Origin of the sequence: Lactobacillus amylolyticus (genome assembly GCF_003999355.1) — a bacterium.
Lineage (GTDB): Bacteria > Bacillota > Bacilli > Lactobacillales > Lactobacillaceae > Lactobacillus > Lactobacillus amylolyticus.
Genome location: NZ_CP031835.1, coordinates 1229122 through 1245269 on the forward strand (window position 1 = coordinate 1229122; position 16148 = coordinate 1245269).

Consider the following 16148-nt stretch of genomic DNA (forward strand, 5'->3'; position numbering starts at 1 on the left):
TTGTGCTAATTTATTTTTGCTTGATAAAACTCGCATCCGGAATTCTGACCAAATAATATTGCGTAGCAATCCTGCCGGCATGGAGGCCAATTCCGTTCTGCCAGTTTTTCTTGTAACGGGCCGTGTAGATGGCAACGTAAGCACGCTGATACTTTTTGTCCATCTCAGACAATTCCTTCTTCACATATGGAATTCGCTCCGAGCTAACTCTGACTGGCTGCTTGCCGTAAGAGACGGAGGCGTAGTCGCTTGAGACCGTCGTCTTCGTGCCTGACCGGTAAAAAGTATAAGTTTGCGAACCAACTTTTTTCTTAGCCGAATTAATCGTAACATAGCTGGAATTTCCGGTTCCGCCCGTACTCATAATCAGCGGTTCATACTTCACCGTGCTGGTGATCCGGCTCTTGTCTTCCAAATTCGGATTATCAAAAAAGCACTCACTGAGTATCCAGGTACCGGCGGCCAGGAAAATGATGATTTCAACTGCGTCCAGCAAGATGTTCGGCCAGCTGAAGCGCTTATGCTCTTTAATAATCATCTTGATGCGGCGCTGCCTGATGTTTTGAATAATGAAAACCAAATATAAAATGATGATGACCCAAATAAGGATTCCAAGTAAGTTCCAGCTAATCATTAATAGTTCCTCCTAGTTAAGACTATTATATTGTAAAAAAATTTTTTTGAATAGGGTTACATATTTGAAAGTACTTAACGATTATACCAAAATAGTGATGAAATATAGGAATAATTAAGGAAAACCATGGTAGCAATAGCATTTTATTCAATAACCGACCAAATGAAAAAATTTGTCGTCAAGACAGGCTTGGTCGCACATGAAATCAGCGACGTTTTCCGCAACATGAAATGAAAGAGAAGTATATTTTGATTACTCCTTCTTACCAAGATTTAAAGATTTCGCTTTCCTTCATGGAAATGGCGATTTACCACTCTGGCTTCTATGCTCCGCTGCATTTGTTCGGCGAAGGCAAGCTGGTCAGAACGACCGAATTAACCAAGCTGGCAATCCGGGCTACTTCTTTCAACGCAATGTATCCTGGGCTTCCCTACGCCATATCCAGAAGACGAGGACAGCATCAGCAGCATCATGCAGCAAGGCTTGATCAAGAGTGCCGACTTTGAAGACTTCTTCTACTACGCCGACCGCAACGCTTTAACTAAATACAATGACCTTCCACCCATCAATAGATGGGTGGTCTCTTTACACAAGAGATTCTGCGAACAGCTATGACTTGCTTTCTCCGTTTCTAAAAACGTGGGCAACTTGGTTGCACGACAACAGTTTTTCAATGCCTGCACGAAAGTAGCGGTCTGCCTATTTTAGCAAGGTACGGTCCATACCTGTATTTTATTTTTATGCTAGGGCACGTTTGAGAATGTTTCTTGAAGCGTTAACGTCTCTGTCATGCTGTGCGTGACAAAACGGACACTCCCACTGGCGCACTGCCAGCCAGTCCCTTGTTTTAATATGATTGAACGCTGGATTCTTTTTACCTCATTCACAGCAGATACGGCTGGTATACTGCGGTGCTACGACAATCAGCTTTTTACCGTACCACTCACACTTGTATTCAAGCATCTGTCTGAACATTCTCCAGCCTGCATTGGCTATGTTGTGAGCAAGCTTGTGATTGCGCATGAGGTTCTTGGTTTTCAAATCCTCAATGGCAATGACATCGTAATGCTTAACCAGCCAAGTAGTAACTTTTTGCAGGTAATCATAGCGTTTATTGGCTATTTTTAGCTGATACTTGCTCTTAGTCTTGCGGAGCTTCTGCCAATTCTGAAAATCATACTTTTCAATCTTGGTTTCTTTATGCTCATGGTTGAAACGTGCTACTCGTTTTTCAATCGCACTGCGGTTGCGGTCAAAGTGGCTCTGTACCTTGTTCTTTTGTCTCTCAAGAGCAAAAGTATCGGGCACGCTCCAACAGTGCTTATCGCTGGTGACCAGCCATTCCTTGCCTAAGCCCACATCAATGCCGACCGCCTTGCCGGTTTTCTTTATCTTTTCCGCATACTTAGGCAGGTCTTTTTTCTGCTTAACCACGGTAAAGCTTAAATAGAAACGGTCTAAGTCTTGGCGATACTTAATCATCATCCGCTTAATCGTACAGCCCTTTAAGCATTTCAAAGAGCTGGTATGCAGCGAAAGCTTCTTGCCAACCTGCAAAGTGTGCGGATCAACTACATGAATCTGATCGCCTTCGTGCAACGTATTATCCTTCTTAAGCTTATAGCGGTAATGCACGTTTTTAATCGTAGCGCTTTGCATGTAATAGTGACGTGATTTGAATTTAGGCGGTTTCCTGCCTTTAGGCTTCTGCTTAAAGAAGGCTTCCTGCGCATTGCAGTAGTATTCTGCCGTAGCCTGCAAAGAAGTCGAGTCGATTTCTTTGAGCCATTCCTGTTCCTGCTTTAGACGGGGCAAGAGGCGCTTTAATGAAGAAACGGAAGGAAAAGAAAGCTGGGGATTATTTTTATAGCGCTTATCCGTCATGTCTTTAATCTGATTCCAGAACCAGCGGTTAGCACCAAAAAGATTGATAAAATAGACCTTCTGCTCATCCGTAGGATAAACACGGACACTGTTAATGCCAAATTTGACTTCATTTTCCTTCTGCTGGCTTTGCTGGCGCATTGCTTTCACTTCCTTTGCCTTAGCTACTTATACGGACGCTCCCATTGCGTTTCTACGTAGTGCTTGATTGTTTCTTCCGAACAGTTGCCTACGGTGCGTGCAAAATAGGATGGCGACCATAGGTGATGATGATAGAACTGCTCTCTTAGCTCCGGATTTTGCTTGAACAGCCAGCGAGCGGTCGTTCCTTTCAGCTTTTTGATTAAAACTGTAACCGACATCCACGGTGGCATGGCCACTTCCAAATGAACGTGATTTGGCATGACCGTTAAGGCTTCCGCCTTGCAGGAGTTTTCTTCAAGTATTTCTCTGATCTTCCGATCCAGCATTCGTCTGGTTTCGTGATCTAAGGCTTTATTGCGGTATTTGGTTACCCAAACCAAGTGATAGATCAAGATAGAAACGCTGGAAGAAGTATGATATTCTTTAACCATTGATTATCGTCCCAACTGTTGATATATTTGTCTGTATCGACATTTATACCATTAAATTGAAGAAATAAAAAAGAAGGAGCAAGACCGAACGCATCCCCTCATCAATAGATGGGGAGGTATTGTTCGTTCTTTCTCCTTGCTTTTTGTTCATTTTGCATAAAAAGCAAGATTAGTTAATTTTGCCAAACAAAAAGGGCTGACCAAATGATCAGCCCTTTTTGTATCGTCTATTTGCTGCTCTTTTTCTTCTTAGTCGTGGTCTTAGCCGTGCTCTTTTTAACTGGAGCCGGCTTTTCGTATTCGCGTACTTGCTTTAGTTTTTCTGTCATGGCATCAACCAATTTTGCAATCACGGCATCCGCATCCCCGTTAATCTCCTCTTCTGTAGCCAATTGGTCGATTCTGAAGCCGGAAACGTTGATGTATTCCGAACGGGTTTCGAAGTAAACATAGAGCGGATATTCTTGATCTTCTTCAAAGAAGCTGGAAATCTTCTTGTAATTGCTGTAAGGCAAGTTGATGATGTTAGTTTCCAAAGCAAAAGTAACTGGCCGCTGACCATCGATGGCCAGCTGCGTTTGCACCAAAGAATTATGCTTTAATGCGGCAGCAACTTCTTTCACCATCTTAGTGGCATATTCTGTCAGCTTTTTCTTGGATTTGCTTACTTGGGCGTATTTTACGGTTTCAAAATCTTGAATATAGTCTTGATTTTCGATTTTTTCAGTTAAGTCTTTTAAATTGATTTTCAAAACAAATTTTCCTTCGCTTTAAAATTTATCGTTCTCTCTGTTTATTACAATACATAAAAATTGGCGCAAATACAATTGCTATTATATGATCTTAAAATAATGAATTAATTTTCTGGTTTATCTTGAGCGTCCATGTTTAAATATGTGGCATAACACAAAAAAGCGAACCCTTTCGGGTTCGCTTTTTTCACTCAAGGCCCATAGCTAAAACGCTATGTGTGGGACGTTCCGTTCACATCAGAAGTTGCCCAACATCAGCACTTCCCGTGCCTCGATATTCAAATCAGATGTCCTCTATCTCAAAATATACGCATCTCGCGTTGTTTTATCGACTCGTCACAAGTATTATAGCTTATTCTGCTTTTGTTTGTAAAATCTTTTTGTTCGATAAAACATTTCGGTAATCATCGTCGACAGCAAAATCCCTAGCGCGATGGCACAGGTAACGATAGCGACGCGCAAAATGGCCGTCTCCGCTTTGAAAGTCTGACCATCGACAAGTGAACGGACAGCTTGGTAAGCCGGCACACCGGGCACAAGAGGCACCAATGCGGGAATGTTGAAGACGGTGACGGGGCACTTTTTAACCCGGGCAAAAAACAGACCCAAAATGCCAATGATAAAGGCCCCGGCCAAGTTGGACAGCATGCGGCCCATCCCGACCCGATTAGAGAACCAATAGACCATCCAGCCCACAACGCCGCTAATGCCGGACAAGTTAAGCGCTCGGTGCGGCACGTTGATCGTCAAGGCGAAGCCGACCGAAGCAATATATGAAAAAGCGATATTAATAATAATTTCTAACCAAAAAGGCATCTTTATGCTCCTAAAAACTTAATCACAATTGCCACGCCCCCGCCTAATGCGACCGCGGTTAAGGCCGCTTCAAACAGGCGCACGATGCCGGAAAGCAGGTCGCCCATGAAGAGGTCCCGCAAGGCGTTGGTCAGAGCAAGTCCCGGCACCAATGTCATCAAGGCACCAACCAGAATGCTGTCCGTAATCATTTTTGGAAAAAGATGAGTAATTCCCACCGTAATCACGCCCATGACCATCGCCGCGATCAGTTCAGACAGAAAGCGCACCTTCGTGAAGCGCTTGAAATAGACGTAAGCCAAATAGCCGATCGCGCCAACAACGGCAGCAGCCGGGAAATCAACCCAGTCATAGTCATCCATGAATAAGACCATTAAGGTCGCACTCAAGGCAGCGGCACCAACAACTTGTAGCCACAATGGAAAAGTTGGCGTTGAACTGGCAGTTGCCAAAATCTTCCGCCGCAGTTCAGACAGCGTAATTTTTTTCACGGCAAATTCTCGCGACAGCTCATTCACGCGGTCCACTAATTCAAGGTTGATATTCCGATCGCGAATCTGCTTCATCTGCGACATATCGCCGCCAGCCAGGCTCATAAAGACACAAGTGGGCGTGGCAAAAACCCGCGGGTCGGCCACTCCGGCATTGCGGGCAATCCGCATCATCGTGTCTTCAACGCGGTACATTTCGCTTCCGCCTTCAATCATCAAGCAGCCAGCCGTCAAACAAACGTCTAATATTTCTTGATAAAATTTGGAATTTTGCTCATCAGACATCGTATTTTCCTACATTTTTTCTAGGTCGACAACCTTGTCGATCCAATCACCCCGGAAGAAATCTCGTTCGTGGGAGACCACGATTACTCCACCTGGGAAATTGATGATCGCTTTTCGAAGCGAATCTTTTGTTTCATTATCCAAGTGGTTGGTTGGTTCATCGAGGAAAAGCAGGTTGGCTGGTTCAAACTGCATCTTAGCCAGCTTTACCTTTTCTTGCTCGCCACCGGATAATTCTTTAAGCGGGCTCATCGCCTGCTGCGCGGTTAAGCCCATCCGCGCTAATGCCTGCCGCAATTCACGCGGCTTTTTGCGTTCAAATTCTTCCTGCAAATACTGCAGCGGCGTCATATTGTTGTTGGGCCAAGCCAGATCCTGCTTAAAGTAAGCGAGTTTGGCAGTGACTGACAATTCGTATGAACCATAGATGGGCTTAATTTGTCCCAGCAAAGTCTTCAGCAAAGTAGTCTTACCGATTCCGTTGAAACCGGTGATGGCCACTTTTTCATCCCTGCCAACTGAAAAGTTGAACGCACTCTTCACCAAGGCATGATCATAGCCGATGACCAAGTCCTGCGTTTGCAGCAGCAAGTTCGACGCTGTCGCTACGTAAGGAAAGTCGAATTTGGCCTTGCGGTTGCCCTTAGGTGGCGTCAAAACATCCATCTTCGCCAATTGCTTTTCCCGTGACTTAGCACTCTTGGCACGCGTACCTGCCTTATTTTTGCGAATATATGCCTGAGTCTTGGCAATCTTGCGCTGCTGGTTGGCATAAGCCTTCAAATAAGTCTCGCGGTTAGCTTCTTTTTGCCGCATTGCCTGCTTTAAAGTCCCAGTGTAGCGCGTGATGGTGCCAAAATCGATGTCGATCACGCAGTTGGTAATTCGACCCAAAAAGTCATAGTCGTGGCTGACAACGATAAAGGCCCCTTTGAAGTTGTTCAGATAATCAACCAGCCAGTCGATGTGCGACACATCCAGGTAGTTGGTCGGTTCGTCCAAAACCAGGACGTCCGGGTTTTGCAGCAACAGTTTGGCTAAAATAATTTTTGACCGCTGACCACCAGATAATTTTGACACATCATGATCATAGCCCAGTTCTGCCAGACCCAAACCGGAGGCAACGCGCTCAATTTCGGTATCGATATCGTAAAAATTGTTCTCTTCCAAACATGTCTGCACTCTGCCGGCTTTCTCCAGCAAAGTATCGTCGCCGTTTTCCGCATATTTGGCATACAAGTCATTTAATTCTTTTTCTTTTTTAAACAGATGATCGTAAGCCGTCTTTAAAAAGCCCTTGATCGTCACGCCTGGCGCTAATTTGGCATACTGATCCAAATAGCCGACGTCAATCTTGTTCTGCCACTTGACCTGACCTGAATCGGGAATGATTTCACCGGTCAAGATCTTGATCAGCGTTGACTTGCCGACCCCATTTTGCCCGGTAACGCCCATGTGGTCTTCTTTGTTTAAAACAAAGCTGGCATCTTCATACAAGGTTTTATCAATAAAGCTTTGACTTAAATCTTCGACTGTTAATAAACTCAATTAGTTCAGATCCTCGTGTTCTTGTTCGTACTTCTGCAATGCATCTAAAATCCGAGGCCAATAACGCTTTGGCAAAATCAATTGCAGCTGGTCGTGATAAATAGGAAAATCGCTTGCCTTCAACCCCGTGATTTGCGCAAGTTCCTGGTCAGTCAATTGATATTTGTAAACAATCCGCTTGATTTCCATGCTGGCATGACCTCTAAAGTAAGAAATGACGTAGAAAAAGAGCGCAAAGACGCCCGCTAGAGCAATTGACAGCTGCAGGTTCAAACGGAAGCTGCGCATGCAAATAAAGAAGACAGCAATGAAAGAAATGATTGCTGAAATGACGCCGTAAGCAACAGGAAAAATTTTGCCTTTGTTCATAATGATTTTTTCCTTTCTGTCGAAAAATACTTACCTTATATCATAAAACAAAAATGACAAAAAATAAGTGATGAAATTCGCATTCACCACTTATTTTTATCGTTTTTATATTTTAACCGAAGAAGTCAAAGCGGCCAACAGATAATGTCTCTTTGATTCCGCCGGTTTCCATAATTGACTTGTCAATAATCATTCGCTTCATCGCACGGGCAACCCAGCCGTTGATCTTGACGCCCATAGCAATGCCGACAGCGGACTTGCCTAAGTCGACAACGACGCCCAAGTCATGGAAGGCACTTTCAGTAATGTTATCTTATTTAATCTTAATTTTTTGATTTTGGCCCTAATAAATAACGGGTGTTGCTCTTTGCTGCAAAAAAATAGCCGCGAAATGCGACTAAAAATTTTTAAAATATTTTTTGATGTTATTTGTAATTACTGTTTTTTAAAAAATGCCGGTTAAATCATGAATGATAAAAAAGACGATCGGAATCATCAAGGATGGCAAAAAGTTCAGCGCCTTCAAATCCTTGATCTTTAACAAAGCCAAGCCAGTGGATGCGATCAAGAAGCCGCCGACAATTGAAATTTCGGTAATGAGCGGACCACTGAAGAAGCTGGCGGACAAAAATTTAGCAATGACGTAGATCATCCCCTGCCAGCAAAATAAAACCGGTGCAACTAGCAGCATGATCCAGCCAAAGCTGGCACCAAAGACCATTGAAGTAACAAAATCTAATGTAGCATTGGTATAAAGCATGGTGTAATCGCCTTTAACAGCGGCCATCACCGGCCCGACAATCGATAAAGCTCCAATGCAGCAAAGCAGAATTTCAGTTGCCAACCCCTTGCCGATTTCAGACTGACCAAATTTGCAGACCAATTGGTTGAAATGACCGTCAATATCCAGCCAAGTTCCAATGATTACGCCTAAAGCTAAACTGACAATGAACAAAACCGGATACTTGCTCTTCGGCATATTGCTAATCACGTTTTCAAGACCAATTCCTAGCGCTGACAGGCCCATCGCCAAGTACAGCATTTCAGTATATTTGTCTTTGATTCCTTTTTTCAGCAGGCAGCCAATGCTGGTTCCTACTAGCAAAGCACAGGTATTAACAATTGTTCCGATCATTTTTCCACTTTTTATTTTCTATTTAAAAATCTTGCTAAACCAATTATCGCTTGAGCTTAAAGACGAAGATGACTGCGTTGAGCTCGAAGTTTAAGACGAGCCATTGCTTGAGCCGCTTTCTGGCGTATCAGAGTTCTGGTCAAAGATCTGATAGTTGGTAAAGGCATTTGGATCCTTCCACTTCACCTTGTTAATCGTCGTATTCAAACGATTCTGTCTGGTTTCTTCATTATTCAAAGTTTCGGTTGGCAAGTTAAGGTTCTTGCGGATCAAGTTAGACTTGCTTTGCAATTCAGCCGTTGAAGCAACCTGAATTGATGAGCCATTGATCCAAGCATCATGACCTTGGATGTAGTTGCTCTTAAAATTCTTCATGCAGCCGCGGTAGTTCAAAGCCAAGGCCAACATGTCGTTGAAGGTTAAGTTGGTCCTGATGTATTTGTTGAAAATTGTGACCAATTTACGGTAGTTGGTAATCGTGTTCACTGACATTGCCTTTTTGGCAATAGCTTGGATAACCTGACGCTGACGCAACTGACGGCCATAGTCGCCTCGTGGATCTTCTTTTCTCATTCTGACATAAGCAACCGCGTGCCGGCCGTTAAGGTGTTGTTTGCCTTTATGGAAATCACACCAGTCATAGCTGAAGCTAAACGGCACGTTGACGTCAACCCCGCCAACAGCGTCTACCAAGCTCTTCAATCCCTTCATATTAACTTCAATATAGTAGTTGATTGGCACGTTGAGCAGGCTGGAAACGGTCTTCACAGCGGCTTTATTGCCGCCAACTTCATAAGCAGAGTTAATTCTAAACATGAAATATTTGTTGCCGGGATCACCTTTAATGTCAGCCAAGGTATCACGTGGAATTGAAGTCATCGTGGCCGTTTGCTTGCTTGGATTGGCCGTTGCCAAAATCAAAGTATCAGAATTTCCTTGATCATGTCGCCCTTCAATCCCCTGATCGACCCCAAGAATCAAAATCGAGATCGGCTTCTTGCTAGCAATCTTGGTTGAGGTTGCGGAATTGCCGCCGCTGGCGGTATTAACTGCGCTGTGGAAAGTAAAGTACATATGTGCAAAATAAGCAACGCCAAAACTAATTGCCAGCACAAAAACCATGCCCACAATCTTTTTCAATAAACTCGCATTTTTCATTGGCTGATCAGGCGCAGCAAAAGCTTCATTGCGTGATAAATTTAATGAAGATCGCTTTGCACGATAATCTTCTCTTCTTCTATTAGAGTTTGGATCCATGCTTCTATTTCTCGTTTCCCTTCGCATAAATATTCATAGATATTTGTATCACTTTTTTTAGATCAAAAAAAGAATGCAGCTAAATTTTAATAATAACTTAGTTTTTGTTTTTTGGGTAGTTATCCTTTATTATAAAGTTAAAAAAACAAAAAGGAGAAATATTAATGGCAATTCCAACAAGAAGCGAAATCCCTGAAGAATTAACCTGGGATTTGACCCGTGTATTCAAAAGCGACGCGGATTGGGAAAAAGAATATCAAGCTGTTAAAGATGAAACAGCGAAGTTAAGCCAGTATAAAGGTACTTTTACCTCTGGCAAAAATTTGTATCAGGCCTTAACCCAAATTTTTGCAGTTAAGCGCCGGCTGGAAAACGTTTATGTCTACGCTACGATGTCCAGCGATGTTGATACTGCCAACAGCCACTACTTAAGCTATTCTGCTCAGGCTCAAAGTTTAGCCAGTCAGTTCGAAGCCGTTACTTCATTTATCAATCCTGAAATTTTGAGCATCCCCGAAGCTGATTTAGCCAAATACAAGCAAGAAGAGCCTCGGCTGCATGATTACGATCATTGGCTTGATCAAGTAACCAGCAAAAGACCGCATACTTTGCCAGCTGAACAAGAACGACTGGTGGCAGATGCTGGCGATGCCCTGAGTACTTCCGAAAATACTTTTAACGTTTTAACCAATTCAGACATGGAATATGGCTACGTCCAGGACGAAAATGGCGAAATGGTGCAATTATCCGACGGCTTGTACTCAATTTTGATTCAATCACAAGACCGCAATGTCCGTAAAAATGCCTTTGACGTTTTATACGCCAGCTATGGTCAATTTGAAAACTCCCTGGCTTCCACCCTGTCAGGCGTGGTCAAGGCGCACAACTACAACGCACGCGTCCACAAGTATCACTCTGCTCGTGAAGCTGCATTAGCTGAAAACAACGTGCCAACCTCTGTTTATGATACTTTGATCAAAGAAGTCGACAGCCATCTTGACCTTTTGCACCGCTATGTTGCTTTGCGTAAAAAGATTCTGGGTCTTGATGACCTGCAAATGTGGGACATGTATGTGCCTCTTACAGGCAAGCCTGCGCTTAGCTATAATTTTGAACAAGCAAAAGAAGAAGCCAAGAAGGCTTTGGCACCATTGGGCAGCGATTACTTAAGCCACGTTGATTATATTTTTAACAACCGTGTCATTGACGTTGTAGAAAATAAAAACAAGGTTACTGGGGCCTACTCCGGTGGAGCTTACGACACTGATCCATATGAATTATTGAACTGGGAAGACAACGTTGATTCGCTCTATACTTTGGTTCATGAAACAGGCCACTCGGTTCACTCATGGTATACCCGCCACAATCAGCCTTACGTTTATGGCGATTACCCAATTTTTGTCGCTGAAATTGCTTCAACCACTAATGAAAATATTTTAACAGAATATTTCTTGGACCACATCACTGATCCTAAGACCCGTGCTTTCATCCTCAACTACTACCTTGACTCCTTCAAGGGAACATTATTCAGACAGACTCAATTCGCAGAATTTGAACAATTTATTCATGAAGCTGACGCTAAGGGCGAACCACTTACTGCTGATACTTTAGACGATGTTTATGCTCAGTTAAACCAGCGCTACTACGGCGACAGCGTTGAACCTGGCGGCGATATTGCCAAAGAATGGTCACGCATTCCGCATTTCTATTACAACTTCTATGTTTACCAATATGCAACCGGCTTTGCAGCAGCAACTGCTCTTGCCAATAAAGTAGTGCAGGGAACCCAGCAGAACCGCGATGCCTACATCGGTTATCTCAAGTCTGGTTCCAGCGCATATCCAATCGATATTATGAAGGGTGCCGGCGTTGATATGACTAAGCCAGACTATTTGGAAGATGCCTTTAAGACCTTTGCTCGTCGCCTTGATGAATTCGAAAGTTTAATTGGGCAATTTTAAAAATTTAGTTTGACTTAATCAGCAAGTAAATATATAACATTAAAGGAAAGTAAATTTCTCACATCATACAAGAGTTCAGGAGATCCCTGAACTCTTTTTGTCTTCCCTTTAGGCACTATTCATGCTTTAATGAAAGCAAGAGGGCAAATATTGGAGGGATAGAATGATGAATAAAAAATTTTTGTCTTTGCCCGGCATCTTAGTTGCCGCTTTTAGTCTTGCCGTATTCGGCAGCCAGCCTGTCAAGGCTGCTTCTTATGGCCGAATCGGTGAGGTCACACCGCCATTAAGGATGCGCGGCAAATGGTACTACAAGGGCTCAAAAGCATTGGGACAGGATCCTAACAAGCTGTATAAGATTAAAATCGGCAAACACCACATCAATGGCGTTAAACTTTATCAAGCCGATCCACGCAAAACAGAAAAGTACGCATTGCACTTTAAGAAATACCGCTTCATTGTTAACCAGACAATGAATTGGGGCAAAACCTCAATTTACAACATCGACAATGTTCAATGGCTGAACGTTACTGGATGGACTGCTGGTGGCGGCGACGGAACTTCATACAGTTTAACAACGCAAAAATTGCATCACAAGCTTCTTCCGGCTTTGGCAATTGGCGTTGGCTATAAGCCATTTATCGCGGCCTATGCCTATCGGATTTCTGGTCACCATCAATTGACCCATGAACAAAAGCAGGCCATTAAGCGTGAAATTTTGAATAATTAAGAGCAAAGAAAAAGAGCTAGCAATTGCTAGCTCTATTTTTTATAAGCGATGGCGAATAACGTGGACAAAGTATGCCGTTAAGTAAATAACCACTTCAATTACTGAGATGAAGAAGGTTACCGGCCAATCTGTGATAAAGCCAAGATACAAACCAGCCCACACGCCAATCAGCGCGATGCTGATTGACCAGGCAATCATTGAAGAAATCGTTTTTCCTAAATACCGGGCGGTGGAAGATGGCAACGTCAGCAAAATGAAGACCAAAAGCGAACCAACAATTTGCGAACCGATTGAAACAGCCATTGCTAAAGCGATTAAAAAGATAACGCCGATCAAACCGGTTTTAATGCCATGAGCCAAAGCCCCAATGTGGTCAAAGGAGTCAAAGTTCAATTGTCGCTGCACGATAAAAATCAAAAGCAGGACGATGATCGACAAGATCACTAATTGAATGACGCCTTCCTCGTCAACACCGATGATGCTGCCAAACAAAATGTTGGTCGCATAACGGCTGTTTGATCCCGAAATCGCCAAAAACAGGACACCTAAACCGATAAACAATGCCGAAATCGCACTAATTGAGCCTTCTTTTTGATCACTGTGCATCGACAATTCACCAACGCTAATTGAACCCAGCAGCGTAAAAAGCAACATCCCCCAAAGCGGTGCAATTCCAATGAAGACAGCAAAGGCTGCTCCGGCAAAGCCGATTTCTGACAATGTGTGAGCCAAAAAGCTAAAGCTGCGCGCCACAACGTAGACGCCAACTACCCCACAGGTAATTGCAATGAAAGTACTTGCTAAGAAGGCATAACCCATAAATTGATATTGAAACATTATTCGTAATCCCCGTCAAATTCACTCATTTTTCCTTGCTTTATTGTTCCATGATTCAAGTACAAATATTCATCCATATATTTGCGAGCCAGTGGCACATCATGAGTTACAAACAGTACAGTCATGCCATGTTTTTGGTTCAAATGTTTAATTAATTTCATCAATTCTTCTTTAGCTACCGGATCCAGGCTGGCTGTTGCTTCATCCAAAATGATCATATTAGGCTGATCAAGCAAAGCCTGAGCCAAATATGCCCGCTGCTTTTGTCCACCGGAAGCCTCGCCCATGCGCGTATTTTGAATACTGGTTAAATGAGTTTCTTCCAGTTCATGCTGGATCTGCTGCTTCACTTTGCCTTTTTTAATCAAAGGAGCATTGAGTCCAACGAAAGCTTTAATCGATAACGGATACTCCGCATCGATATTTCTAAATTGCGGAACATAGCCCAACTTCACGTTATTTTTAAACTGAAAACTGCCGCTAGTTGGTGACAAAAGTTTCATTAAAATATTGATCAGCGTCGTCTTACCGGTTCCGTTTGGTCCCAATAAGGCGGTCATTGATCCTTCTTTAAGGTCAAAGTTTAAATCTTCAAAAACAGTTTTTGTGTCAAACTTCATCGTCAAATTTTTAACTGTTAAGATCAATTTGACACCTCCCTAATCATTTTTGACAGTTACTTACTTATTATTCTTTAGTCAATTGTACCAGATTTAAAAAAAGGCACAAAAAAACGTCACCTTTCGGTGACGCAAAACATAACAGAGTATCTTGATTTAAGTAGAGATCATCAAGATGATTTTATAATAATGCAATTATGCTGGCTTGTAAAGAGCTTTTGGATAATGACAATGATTATTTAATTTTTCTCTGTTGTTTTAAAATCTTGCTTATTTATCTTCTTCAATTGGTTCATCATCTTTAACTGGTTTCTTCCAGAAGCCTAAGATAAGACCGGCAGTGATTGAACCGATAATTGTTGCTAAGAAGTAAAGCAAAATGTGGTTAGCAAGTGGTGATACCCAAAGACCACCGTGAGGAGCTGGAACTTGAATATGCCATAAACCAACAAGCAAACCACCAACTGCAGAACCGATCACACATGAAGGAATAACGTGACCTGGGTCAGATGCAGCAAATGGAATGGCACCTTCAGTGATAAATGAGAAGCCAAGGATCCAGTTAGAAATACCGGCACGACGTTCACCAGCAGTGAACTTGTTCTTGAAGAATGCAGTACCAATAGCAGTAGCAAATGGTGGAACCATACCACCAACCATAACTGCGGCCATCATAACAGCAGCAGTAGCTGACTTAGGATCGTTAGCAAAGGCACCTGAAGCAAAGACGTAAGCAGCCTTGTTGAAAGGACCACCCATATCGATAGCCATCATTCCGGCTAAGATAGCAGTTAAGACTACTAAGTTGCCTGTACCCATACCGTTCAAGAAGTGAGTAATTGCGAAATTGATTGAACTGAAGATTGGGTTGATGATGTAGTACATGATCAAAGCAATGAACAGCAAACCTAAGATTGGGTACAAAAGCATTGGTTTCATACCTTCAACTGACTTAGGCAATTTAGCAAAGAGTTTCTTTAAACCGACAATTAAGTAACCGGCAATGAAGCCAGCAGCGATACCACCTAAGAAGCCGGCTGGAGAAGTAGCATGAGCTTGGACGTTAACTTGTAAACCATTGGTTCCGTTGACGATTGCGGCCATATAACCACCAACCAAACCTGGCATTAAGGCTGGCAAATCACCGATTGATTCAGCGATGTAAGCTGACAAAATTGGAACCATGAAGGCGAAGGCCAAGTTACCAGCTGAGTTCAAGAAGATGAAGGCTGGGCTCTTAGCACCACCAGCATAGTTTTCAACGATGAAGGAAATGGCCATCAAGATACCACCACCGATAACGAATGGAAGCATGTGGCTGACACCGTTCATCAAGTTACGGTAAATTGAGCTCCAAACGCCGCCGCTTGATTTTTCTGATTTAGCTTCTGACTTATCAGCTGCACTTGCGTGGTAAACTTCAGCTTTGCCATTCATAATGTCATCGATTAATTCGTCTGGCTTGTTGATACCATCAACAACTGGGCGGTTAACCAACTTCTTGCCATCGAAACGTAGCATGTCAACTTTCTTATCGGATGCGATAATAACACCCTTGGCACGCTTAATTTCGTCAGGAGTCAATTGATCCTTAACACCTTCAGAACCGTTAGTTTCAATTCTAACTTCGATTCCGCGCTTCTTACCGGCTTTGATTAAAGCTTCTTGAGCCATGTAAGTGTGGGCAATACCGTTGATGCATGCAGTAACACCGACGATTAATGGCTTGTTAGCATCAGCTGTCTTTGCAGCTTCTGCCTTCTTCTTTTCAGCAGCAGCTTTATCCTCTGCATCTTTCTTAGCTTCAGCCTTTTCAAATAAGTCGATAACTTCTTCTGGCTTTTCTGCCTTCTTCAAAGCTTCAACTAAGTCTGGGTTGATCAATAAACCAGAAAGTTTTGCCAAAGCTTGAAGGTGGGTGTTATCAGCACCTGCTGGAGCAGTAATCATGAAGAATAAGTGAACAGGTTGACCATCTAATGAGTTGTAGTCAATCCCTTTCTTACTCTTGGCAAACAAAACGCGTGCCTTGTTGATGTACTTGTTACGTGCGTGAGGCATCGCAATTCCGCCACCGATACCAGTGGTTGATTCATTTTCACGAGCCCAAATAGACTTGATGAATTCGTCTTCGTTGTTGACGATACCAGTCTTAACTTCAAGGTCGGCCATTTCTTTAATGGCGTCTTCTTTATTAGTAGCCTTGAGGTCCATAATCATGGACTCAGTACTTAAAATATCCTTGATTCTCATG

Annotated in this window: 15 protein-coding genes and 2 pseudogenes; 3 read left to right on the plus strand and 14 right to left on the minus strand. The window is 43.0% G+C overall.

Features of this window, described 5'->3' with window-relative positions:
* Window positions 1–10: 10 nt before the first annotated feature.
* A complete protein-coding gene (locus D0Z64_RS06345; RefSeq protein WP_127345764.1) occupies window positions 11–634 on the minus strand; it encodes an LVIS_2131 family protein in 624 nt (207 codons plus the stop codon).
* Between the two features lie 248 nt (window positions 635–882).
* On the opposite strand from D0Z64_RS06345, the gene D0Z64_RS08405 reads away from it, so the two are divergent.
* The gene (locus tag D0Z64_RS08405) at window positions 883–1140 is read left to right on the plus strand and encodes a hypothetical protein (RefSeq protein WP_206517293.1); all 258 of its coding nucleotides are present in this window, start codon (window positions 883–885) and stop codon (window positions 1138–1140) included.
* 232 nt (window positions 1141–1372) lie between these two features.
* Here D0Z64_RS08405 and D0Z64_RS06355 read toward each other — a convergent pair.
* The 10 genes and pseudogenes from D0Z64_RS06355 to D0Z64_RS06395 all read right to left on the minus strand — a co-directional run.
* Window positions 1373–2659, minus strand: a pseudogene (locus tag D0Z64_RS06355) (RNA-guided endonuclease InsQ/TnpB family protein).
* Between the two features lie 23 nt (window positions 2660–2682).
* The gene (gene tnpA, locus D0Z64_RS06360) at window positions 2683–3093 is read right to left on the minus strand and encodes an IS200/IS605 family transposase (RefSeq protein ID WP_127345765.1); all 411 of its coding nucleotides are present in this window, start codon (window positions 3091–3093) and stop codon (window positions 2683–2685) included.
* A 227-nt stretch (window positions 3094–3320) separates the two neighbouring features.
* A complete protein-coding gene (locus D0Z64_RS06365; protein WP_127345766.1) occupies window positions 3321–3845 on the minus strand; it encodes a hypothetical protein in 525 nt (174 codons plus the stop codon).
* 345 nt (window positions 3846–4190) lie between these two features.
* A complete protein-coding gene (locus D0Z64_RS06370; protein ID WP_127345767.1) occupies window positions 4191–4661 on the minus strand; it encodes a threonine/serine exporter family protein in 471 nt (156 codons plus the stop codon).
* 2 nt (window positions 4662–4663) lie between these two features.
* Entirely contained in the window at window positions 4664–5437 is a 774-nt protein-coding gene (locus D0Z64_RS06375) for a threonine/serine exporter family protein (RefSeq protein WP_127345768.1), read from the minus strand.
* A 9-nt stretch (window positions 5438–5446) separates the two neighbouring features.
* The gene (locus D0Z64_RS06380) at window positions 5447–6985 is read right to left on the minus strand and encodes an ABC-F family ATP-binding cassette domain-containing protein (RefSeq protein WP_127345769.1); all 1539 of its coding nucleotides are present in this window, start codon (window positions 6983–6985) and stop codon (window positions 5447–5449) included.
* Entirely contained in the window at window positions 6986–7354 is a 369-nt protein-coding gene (locus D0Z64_RS06385; RefSeq protein ID WP_080881771.1) for a hypothetical protein, read from the minus strand.
* 112 nt (window positions 7355–7466) lie between these two features.
* Window positions 7467–7637: a hypothetical protein gene (locus tag D0Z64_RS08365; protein ID WP_006352816.1), complete on the minus strand. Its 171-nt coding sequence runs from the start codon at window positions 7635–7637 to the stop codon at window positions 7467–7469.
* Between the two features lie 162 nt (window positions 7638–7799).
* Window positions 7800–8489 (minus strand): DUF554 domain-containing protein, encoded by a 690-nt coding sequence (locus tag D0Z64_RS06390; protein WP_080881772.1) that lies wholly within the window; start codon window positions 8487–8489, stop codon window positions 7800–7802.
* Window positions 8490–8582: 93 nt separating this feature from the next.
* A pseudogene (locus tag D0Z64_RS06395) lies at window positions 8583–9746 on the minus strand (LCP family glycopolymer transferase); the annotation flags it as partial.
* Window positions 9747–9910: 164 nt separating this feature from the next.
* Between D0Z64_RS06395 and pepF the strand changes: the two are divergent.
* Complete coding sequence (gene pepF / locus D0Z64_RS06400; protein WP_127345771.1) at window positions 9911–11707, plus strand: oligoendopeptidase F; 1797 nt, start codon at window positions 9911–9913, stop codon at window positions 11705–11707.
* A 163-nt stretch (window positions 11708–11870) separates the two neighbouring features.
* Entirely contained in the window at window positions 11871–12437 is a 567-nt protein-coding gene (locus D0Z64_RS06405; protein ID WP_127345772.1) for a hypothetical protein, read from the plus strand.
* A 39-nt stretch (window positions 12438–12476) separates the two neighbouring features.
* Here the strand turns inward: D0Z64_RS06405 and D0Z64_RS06410 are convergent, their stop codons facing one another.
* From D0Z64_RS06410 to D0Z64_RS06420, 3 genes are all read right to left on the minus strand, one after another.
* A complete protein-coding gene (locus tag D0Z64_RS06410) occupies window positions 12477–13274 on the minus strand; it encodes a metal ABC transporter permease (RefSeq protein WP_080881777.1) in 798 nt (265 codons plus the stop codon).
* Window positions 13274–13921 (minus strand): metal ABC transporter ATP-binding protein, encoded by a 648-nt coding sequence (locus D0Z64_RS06415; protein ID WP_080881778.1) that lies wholly within the window; start codon window positions 13919–13921, stop codon window positions 13274–13276. The genes D0Z64_RS06410 and D0Z64_RS06415 overlap by 1 nt, the downstream gene beginning before the upstream one ends.
* A 243-nt stretch (window positions 13922–14164) precedes the next feature.
* Entirely contained in the window at window positions 14165–16147 is a 1983-nt protein-coding gene (locus tag D0Z64_RS06420) for a PTS fructose transporter subunit IIABC (protein WP_127345773.1), read from the minus strand.
* Window position 16148 lies beyond the last annotated feature (1 nt).

Coding starts and splice junctions, on each gene's coding strand:
- D0Z64_RS06390 (WP_080881772.1), bottom strand. CDS start 8,489: ATGATCGGAACAATTGTTAATACCTGTGCTTTGCTAGTAGGAACCAGC.
- D0Z64_RS06375 (WP_127345768.1), bottom strand. CDS start 5,437: ATGTCTGATGAGCAAAATTCCAAATTTTATCAAGAAATATTAGACGTT.
- D0Z64_RS06385 (WP_080881771.1), bottom strand. CDS start 7,354: ATGAACAAAGGCAAAATTTTTCCTGTTGCTTACGGCGTCATTTCAGCA.
- D0Z64_RS06345 (WP_127345764.1), bottom strand. CDS start 634: ATGATTAGCTGGAACTTACTTGGAATCCTTATTTGGGTCATCATCATT.
- pepF (WP_127345771.1), top strand. CDS start 9,911: ATGGCAATTCCAACAAGAAGCGAAATCCCTGAAGAATTAACCTGGGAT.
- D0Z64_RS06420 (WP_127345773.1), bottom strand. CDS start 16,147: ATGAGAATCAAGGATATTTTAAGTACTGAGTCCATGATTATGGACCTC.
- tnpA (WP_127345765.1), bottom strand. CDS start 3,093: ATGGTTAAAGAATATCATACTTCTTCCAGCGTTTCTATCTTGATCTAT.
- D0Z64_RS06405 (WP_127345772.1), top strand. CDS start 11,871: ATGATGAATAAAAAATTTTTGTCTTTGCCCGGCATCTTAGTTGCCGCT.
- D0Z64_RS06370 (WP_127345767.1), bottom strand. CDS start 4,661: ATGCCTTTTTGGTTAGAAATTATTATTAATATCGCTTTTTCATATATT.
- D0Z64_RS06410 (WP_080881777.1), bottom strand. CDS start 13,274: ATGTTTCAATATCAATTTATGGGTTATGCCTTCTTAGCAAGTACTTTC.